The 7,201-nt window shown below is 66.1% G+C and carries 6 protein-coding genes; 3 read left to right on the forward strand and 3 right to left on the reverse strand.

The window, feature by feature from the left end:
• Positions 1 to 244: 244 nt before the first annotated feature.
• Entirely contained in the window at positions 245 to 1,273 is a 1,029-nt protein-coding gene (locus ACH196_RS37475; protein ID WP_396651893.1) for a hypothetical protein, read from the reverse strand.
• A 184-nt stretch (positions 1,274 to 1,457) separates the two neighbouring features.
• On the opposite strand from ACH196_RS37475, the gene ACH196_RS37480 reads away from it, so the two are divergent.
• Positions 1,458 to 2,360: a ribokinase gene (locus ACH196_RS37480; protein WP_396651894.1), complete on the forward strand. Its 903-nt coding sequence runs from the start codon at positions 1,458 to 1,460 to the stop codon at positions 2,358 to 2,360.
• Here the strand turns inward: ACH196_RS37480 and ACH196_RS37485 are convergent.
• Positions 2,357 to 3,484 carry a flavin-containing monooxygenase gene (locus tag ACH196_RS37485; RefSeq protein ID WP_396651895.1) on the reverse strand — a complete coding sequence of 376 codons (1,128 nt, stop codon included), beginning with the start codon at positions 3,482 to 3,484 and terminating at the stop codon, positions 2,357 to 2,359. The genes ACH196_RS37480 and ACH196_RS37485 overlap by 4 nt on opposite strands.
• A 180-nt stretch (positions 3,485 to 3,664) precedes the next feature.
• Here ACH196_RS37485 and ACH196_RS37490 point away from each other — a divergent pair, with 180 nt between their 5' ends.
• Complete coding sequence (locus tag ACH196_RS37490; RefSeq protein WP_396651896.1) at positions 3,665 to 5,023, forward strand: cytochrome ubiquinol oxidase subunit I; 1,359 nt, start codon at positions 3,665 to 3,667, stop codon at positions 5,021 to 5,023.
• A gap of 19 nt (positions 5,024 to 5,042) precedes the next feature.
• Complete coding sequence (locus ACH196_RS37495) at positions 5,043 to 6,047, forward strand: cytochrome d ubiquinol oxidase subunit II (RefSeq protein ID WP_396651897.1); 1,005 nt, start codon at positions 5,043 to 5,045, stop codon at positions 6,045 to 6,047.
• Between the two features lie 22 nt (positions 6,048 to 6,069).
• On the opposite strand, the gene ACH196_RS37500 is transcribed toward ACH196_RS37495, so the two are convergent.
• Positions 6,070 to 7,086, reverse strand: a complete 1,017-nt coding sequence (locus ACH196_RS37500) for a trypsin-like serine peptidase (protein ID WP_396651898.1) — start codon at positions 7,084 to 7,086, stop codon at positions 6,070 to 6,072.
• Between the last annotated feature and the right edge of the window lie 115 nt (positions 7,087 to 7,201).

Consider the following 7,201-nt stretch of genomic DNA (forward strand, 5'->3'; position numbering starts at 1 on the left):
CGCACCGGCCTCGACGCCCTCAGGGACTGGATCGCAAATCGACCCATCGAAGCCAAAAACGCTTGGGCCGAAAAAGCCCCCAAAAGACCGTTCTCGAGCCAATACCCGGCTTGAGTCGTGTACTGTGTGGCGCGGATCGCCTCTTTCGTCAACCTTTTGATCCACCTCGATTTTCGAGGCCTGACCGGCTTTTGCAACCAGTTCCTTCCCGCAATGGGCGAGAAGGGATTGGTTGCTTCTCGCCCTACTCTGTATCCAGCGTGTTCCTGACCTCGTCGATCTTGCCAACGGCCGGGCCGACACCGAGCAAGTCCTTGGCCCAGTCCATCATTTCGTCGTCGACATAGTCGTCTTCGCCATATTGCGCGACGCGGTTGTCGTTGGCCGCCGAAAGCAGCGCTTCCCGCAGCGCTTCGTCGTCGGTTCCGACCGACGCGGTTTCAACATCCCGTTCTGCCGCGGCGCGGGCAGCCTCCGCGTCGGCGACGGCGTCGGCCTCCGCGCTGTCGAGCAGGCTCTCGACCGCATCGACCTCCGCCTGCCAGTCCGACAAATCCTCGTCCGCCACCGTCGCGGCGTTCAGGTCCGCCAGCCTTTCCCTCAGGCTTTCCACCGTCGGATCGTCATAGGCACCGACCGCGCCGTCGTAGGGCGTCAGTGCCGCTTCTTCCGCGGCGGCCGCGAATTCGGCCCGCGCCTCCGCGAGCGCGGCGGCCGCCTTGGTTTCTCGCTCCCGCGCGATGTCGAGTTCGGCCGAAGCCCTGACGAAGGCGGATATCGCCGCCATGCGCGGGCTCTTGCTGTTGAGATAGGCGTTATAGTTGCGCTTCAACGAATTGAGGCCGGCGAGTTTCGCGTGGAAATTCTGCGGCTTGGCGTCGGGCAGAGCCACGCTGGCGGGCAGTGTCGCCGTCTTCGCTTTCGTGGATCTGGCGGACAGGGCCTTGGCCGAGGCGCTCTTCATATGCGATTTCTGCTTGCCGAAATCGGCCCGGACCGTGCCGTTCGCCGAGCGCGCGGCGGCGCGGCTGGCCTTGGACGATCCGGCGTGGCCCCGCGCGTCGGACGATTTTCCATGCTCGCCGCCGCCACCCTTGCCGTTGCCCCCACCGTTTCCTCCGTGGCCCCCGCCATTTCCCCCGCCGTTGCCGCCTTTTGCCTGCGCGACCGCGAGGCCAAAACCGCCAGATCCCGATTGGCCGAGATTGAGAGGCAATGCCGCAATCGCGAGCGCCGAGATGGTTCCGAGCAGAAAACGATTGGCCCGTGTCATGGTCGTTCCTCCGGATTGATCGATTCGTTGGAAATTAGGGCGCGTCGCCACCGCGTCCAATAAACTTGTATCGGCTTGTGTTACAGGCGCCCCCAAAGACCGCCCGTGGATGCAAGGTTGCCGCCGCTATTTCCATGATGGCGCGAACACGTTAGAGCTTCCGGCAAAATAGGGGGAAGCTGCCTTGATCACCGTCGTCGGCTCGATCAATCTCGATCTCATCGCCAATGTCGAACGCCTGCCCGCCCCGGGCGAGACGGTGCCCGGTTCGACCTTCCGCACCGCGCCGGGCGGCAAGGGCGCAAACCAGGCGCTGGCGGCGGCGCGCGCTGGCGGCAAGGTGCGCATGGTCGGAGCCATCGGCAAGGATACCTTCGCCGGCGAGGCTCTGGCTCTTCTCACCGAAGGCAAGGTCGATCTGGGCGGCGTCCGCGAGGCCGCCGCCGCCACCGGCGTGGCGCTGATCTTCGTCGATCATCACGGCGAGAACGTCATCGTCATCATCGCGGGCGCCAACGGCACGATGCTGCCCGGCGATCTCGCCAAGGCCGATTTCAAGAAGGGCGATGTGCTGCTTCTCCAGCACGAGATTCCACTGGAGACAGTCGACGCCGCCCTCGACAGCGCCCGCAAGGCCGGAGCGCGCTCGATCCTCAACACCGCGCCTTTCCGGCCGGAGGCCGCGCATCTGCTCGCCAAGGCCGATCATGTCGTCGCCAACGAGACGGAGTTCGATCTTTATGCCGACGCGCTCGGCCTTGCCGGCGGCAGCCGTGAGGATCGCATGCACGCCTTCTCAGCCGAGACCGGCCGCACGGTGGTCGTCACACTCGGCGGCGATGGCGTCGCCGCCGTCGAGGCCGGCCGCCTGCTGCGGGCTCCCGCCCTGCCGGTGACGCCGGTCGACACGGTCGGCGCCGGCGACACGTTCTGCGGCTATCTGGCCGCCGGCCTGTCCGAGGGCCTGCCGCTGCAACAGGCGCTGGCGCGGGCCGCCACCGCCGGCTCTCTCGCCTGCACCCGCAACGGCGCCCAGCCTTCCATCCCGCTGCGCGGCGAGGTCGATGCAGCGCTGAAGTCCGCTTAACGCTCCTTCACGATCCGCGCGGTGATCGCTTCGGCCTTGTCGATGGCGTTCATGAAGCAGCCGCGCAGGTCGGCGCGCATGCCGGTGAACCACAGGCCGGGCAGGTTCGGATCGTTTTGTCCGCCGTTGAACAGCGGCTTGCCGCGCCCGTCCAGCACGCCGAGATGCCCGACCATCGGCTCAAGCCCGGTGCGGTAGCCGGTGGCGGCGATGACCACGTCGGGTTCGACCGTCCGGCCATCCTCCAGAATGACCCTGGGTCCGTCGAAACCCTTGATTTCAGCCACCGCCTTGACGCGCCCGGCCTTCATCGCCGCCACCGCGCCGTCGTCGCTGGCGATCGCCACGCTGTCGATTGCGAGCCGGCTGGCCGGGCCGCCGGCCGGTTTCGGCAGGCCGAGCCCGCTCAAATCACCGAATGTCAGGCGCTGCACCGTCGCGATCGTCGTGTCGGCCAGCGGCAGCGGCAGCCGCGCCAGCATCGGCGAAATCTTGTGCACGGCGATGTTGAAGACGCGTTTCGGCAATACGGCCAGCGCATGCCGCGCCGACAGCCAGATCGGTCCCGTCTCCACGTTGACCAGATGGTTCAGCACGTCGATGCCGGAATTGCCCGCGCCGGCCACCAGCACGCTTTGGCCGCGATAAAGACCCGCCTCGCCGAAATCCGCCGAATGCACGATCTTGCCCGTGAACCCGTCGCGGCCCGGCCAATCGGGAATGAAGGGCACCCGGTCGCGCCCGGTGGCGACGATCACGTGACGCGCCCGGTAGATGCGGTCACCGGCCTTGACCTCCCAGCGATCGCCGGCTCGCTCGATCCGTTCGACCGCCGTGGAAAAATCGATCGCCAGCCCATGCTGCCGGGCGAAATCCTCGAACAGCGAAATCACCGCGGCGCGCTTGGGGAAGGCCGGGGTGCCTCGCGGATAGTTGACGCCCGGCAGAACCGAGAGGTCGCGATGCGAATTCAGCGTCAGGTGCTTGTGCCGCCGCCGCCAGGGTCCGCCGAGTTGCGCCTCGCTCTCGGCCAGGCGCACGCCGATGCCGGCGCTGGCCAGCGCCTGCGCCACGGCAAGGCCCGCCGCGCCGCCGCCAATCACCAAAACCTCCGTCTCGATCATGCCAAGCTCCGGCCGTTGCGGCGCCGGTGATCGGGCCGAAGTGCCGCCCTGTCAACCCGCGCGCCACCTGGTTTGTGGCGAGGTGCGACATCGCGCCTCCCGCGTCCGCGTGCCGCTTTGACCGGGGGCCGGGTCGGACATACTGTGCGTTGCAGGAACAAACACCGGAGCCAAGGCCTGATGGACCCGCTCATTCTGTCGCGCATGCAGTTCGGCGCGAACATCTCGTTCCATATCCTGTTCCCGACCATCAGCATCGCGCTGGGCTGGGTGCTGCTGTTCTTCAAGCTGCGCTACAACGCCACCTCCGACACCGCCTGGATGCGCGCCTATTTCACCTGGGTGAAGGTGTTTGCGCTGACCTTCGCCATGGGCGTCGTTTCTGGCGTCACCATGAGTTTCCAGTTCGGCACCAACTGGCCGGGCTATATGGAAAAGGTCGGCAACATCGCCGGGCCGCTGCTCGCCTACGAGGTGCTGACCGCCTTCTTCCTGGAAGCGGTCTTCCTCGGCATCATGCTGTTCGGCTTCCGCCGCGTCTCCAACAAGGTGCATACGGCGGCCACCGTGCTGGTCGCCTTCGGCACGACGATGTCGGCCTTCTGGATCCTTGCCCTGAACTCCTGGATGCAGACGCCGGCCGGCCACGAGATCCGCGACGGAGTCGTGCATGTCGCCAGCTGGTGGGCGGTGATCTTCAACCCGTCCTTCCCCTATCGCCTCACCCATATGCTGCTGGCCTCGGGATTGACTGTGTCCTTCCTGGTCGCCGGCCTCTCGGCGCTGCGATTCCTCGCCGGCGACCGGTCCGAATCGATGTGGAAAGCCTTGCGCACCGGCGCCACGCTCGGCGCCATCCTGATCCCGATCCAGATCTTCGTCGGCGACCAGCACGGGCTGAACACGCTGGAGCATCAGCCGCAGAAGATTGCGGCGATGGAAGCGAACTGGACGACGCGGGCCAACGTGCCGCTGGTCCTGTTCGCCTGGCCGGACGAGGCCTTGCGGGAAAACCTTTTCGAAGTGGCGATCCCCGACGGCGCCAGCGTAATCCTGCGCCACAGCCGGGACGGGGTGGTGCCCGGCCTGAACGATTATGTCGGCAACCATCCGCCGGTGCTGCCGCTGTTCTGGGGGTTTCGCATCATGGTTGGCGTCGGCGTGCTGATGCTCGCCGTCTCGTGGACCGCGAGCTTCTGGCTGTGGCGCCGCCATACGCTGCCGAAACCGCTCGCGCTGCTGATGGTGCCGATGGCGTTTTCCGGTTGGGTGGCGACGCTGGCGGGCTGGTATGTCACCGAGATCGGCCGCCAGCCCTGGCTGGTCACTGGCATCCTGAAAACGGCGGACGCGGTCGGCCCCGTCGCCGGCAGCCATGTCGCCCTGACGCTCACGGTCTATCTGCTGCTCTATGCCTTCTTGCTGATCGCCTACATCGCGACGCTGGTGCATCTGGCGCTGAAGGCGGCGAAGGACGGCGACAAGTCGCCCTTGCCGGCGGTACTGGACAAACCCGCCGCGCAGCCGATGGCGGGGTGATGGATTTGGGAGACCGCAGATGACCCTCGACTGGCCGACCCTTCTCCCGCTGATCTTCGCCGGCCTGATGGGCCTTGCGATCCTCATCTACGTCGTGCTCGACGGGTTCGACCTCGGAATCGGCATCCTGTTCTCGCTGGCCGGCGACACCGAGCAGGACCGCATGATCGCCGCGATCGGCCCGTTCTGGGACGCCAACGAAACCTGGCTGGTGCTGGCCGTCGGGCTGCTGCTGGTCGCCTTCCCGATGGCGCATGGCGTCATCCTCACCGCACTCTATCTGCCGGTCTTCGTGCTGCTGGTCGGCCTCATCCTGCGCGGCGTCGCCTTCGATTTCCGCGCAAAAGTGCCGACGCACCGAAAACACCGGTGGAACCGCATCTTCTTTCTGGGCTCGCTCACCGCCTCGCTGGCGCAAGGTTATATGCTCGGCGTCTATGTGCTCGGCCTCCAGACCGGCCTGGCGGCGATGCTTTTCGGCGCGCTGGCGGCGCTCTGCCTCGCCGCGGCCTACGCGGCGATGGGCGCCGCCTGGCTGATCTACAAGACCGACGGCGCGCTGCAGAAGAAGGCGGTCCTGTGGCTGCGTTCGGCGCTGGTGCTCACCGCGCTCGGCATGGCCGCCGTGTCGCTCGCCACGCCGCTCGCAAGCCCGCGCATCTTCGACAAATGGTTCGTGTTTCCGGAACTGCTCTGGCTGTCGCCGCTGCCGATCCTGTCCGGCCTGCTGTTCCTGTGGCTATGGTGGCAGACATTCCACCTGCCGAAACCCAACGACCGCCACGCCATCCTGCCGTTCCTGTCGCTCGCCGCGATCTTCACGCTCGGCTTCGCCGGCCTCGCCTGGTCGTTCTATCCCTTCGTCGTGCCGGACCGGCTGACCATCTGGCAGGCGGCGTCGGCGCCCGAAGCGCTGGGTATCATCCTGGCCGGCGTGGCTTTCGTGCTGCCGGTCATCCTCGGCTATTCCGTCTATGCCTATCGCGTCTTCGGCGGCAAGGCGGACGATCTGCGCTACGATTGAGGGTGCGGATCGCCGCGTTCCCTCACAGACGGTTCGATGCCGTGCGGATTGCCATGATGGAGACGGCCTTGTTGTGGCCGACGCCCGAATCCACGCATCCGCCCATGACGTGAACGCCGACGAGCGCCGCCGCCGGATCGAGGACGCCGGATCCGGATGAGCCGCCCTGCGTGTCGAGGTCGCCGTAGTGGAGCAGACCGTCGGCCAGGAAATCGAGCGGCCCAGCCTCGATCTTTTTCGGGTTGCCCGCCGGATGCTGGATCACGGTAAGAGGCGTTCCGTTGCCCGCATCGACCGTGGCAACCGTGCGAACGCCAAAGACATCCCCGGCCTGCCTGCCGTCGGCGCCTGCGCCGATCCGCACGATGGCGTAGTCGACGCCGCCGATCCGGTATTCGTCGAGCGCGACGATCGGAAAGATGGTCGGCGTGCGGATGGCGCCCGTGTTCCTGTCCACCTGATAGCCGAAATTGACATGCATGTTCAGGGCGATCTCGTTTGGCTCGATGATCACCCACTGGCCTCCCACGAGCCGCCGCGGCCTTTTCCAGCCACCGCCGGTCTGGTCGAAGCAATGGCCGGCCGTCAACATTTCGTTGGGACTGATCATCGTGCCGGTGCACCAGCGTGCTCGCGAGACATTGCCCGCATCAGCGTTGGGTGGAGGATATTTCTGTGCCAGATCGGAGTTCCATTGGAGTTGGGCGGTGCTCGGCTCGTTGCCTGCCACAAAATCCAGGGTTGGGCCAAGCGAGCCGTCATAAAGTTCAACGTCCTGGGAATCGTCCGGCCCGCACACGGATTCGAGAACCGCCTTCGCTTTCTGGGTCTCGATCGCTTCGATCGCCTCGGTGGCCTCGACATCGACGGTCGGCAGCTTGGCAGCCACATTCGTGTCGATGCCGCTGAAGAAGTCGTTCACCGTTTTCGCCATGTCGTTCGGAAACGGCAAGGCATACCGCTCCTGTGCCGCCCCCGGATCCGTGAGCCCGATCAGGACCGCCAAGGCTCCGACCGCGCCGATTGTTCTCTCTTGCATGGAAGTCCCCTTTTCCTTGAACTGATGTCGCCCACCCGCGCGCCATCCGTGCACATATGCCCCCCGATCGAGAACTCGGGTGTCGCGTTGCGCTCGTGGCCGGCAAGGCCTCACG

The sequence above is a fragment of the Mesorhizobium sp. IMUNJ 23232 genome, assembly GCF_044326205.1.
GTDB lineage: Bacteria > Pseudomonadota > Alphaproteobacteria > Rhizobiales > Rhizobiaceae > Kumtagia.

Coding starts and splice junctions, on each gene's coding strand:
- ACH196_RS37475 (WP_396651893.1), bottom strand. CDS start 1,273: ATGACACGGGCCAATCGTTTTCTGCTCGGAACCATCTCGGCGCTCGCG.
- ACH196_RS37490 (WP_396651896.1), top strand. CDS start 3,665: ATGGACCCGCTCATTCTGTCGCGCATGCAGTTCGGCGCGAACATCTCG.
- ACH196_RS37485 (WP_396651895.1), bottom strand. CDS start 3,484: ATGATCGAGACGGAGGTTTTGGTGATTGGCGGCGGCGCGGCGGGCCTT.
- ACH196_RS37500 (WP_396651898.1), bottom strand. CDS start 7,086: ATGCAAGAGAGAACAATCGGCGCGGTCGGAGCCTTGGCGGTCCTGATC.
- ACH196_RS37495 (WP_396651897.1), top strand. CDS start 5,043: ATGACCCTCGACTGGCCGACCCTTCTCCCGCTGATCTTCGCCGGCCTG.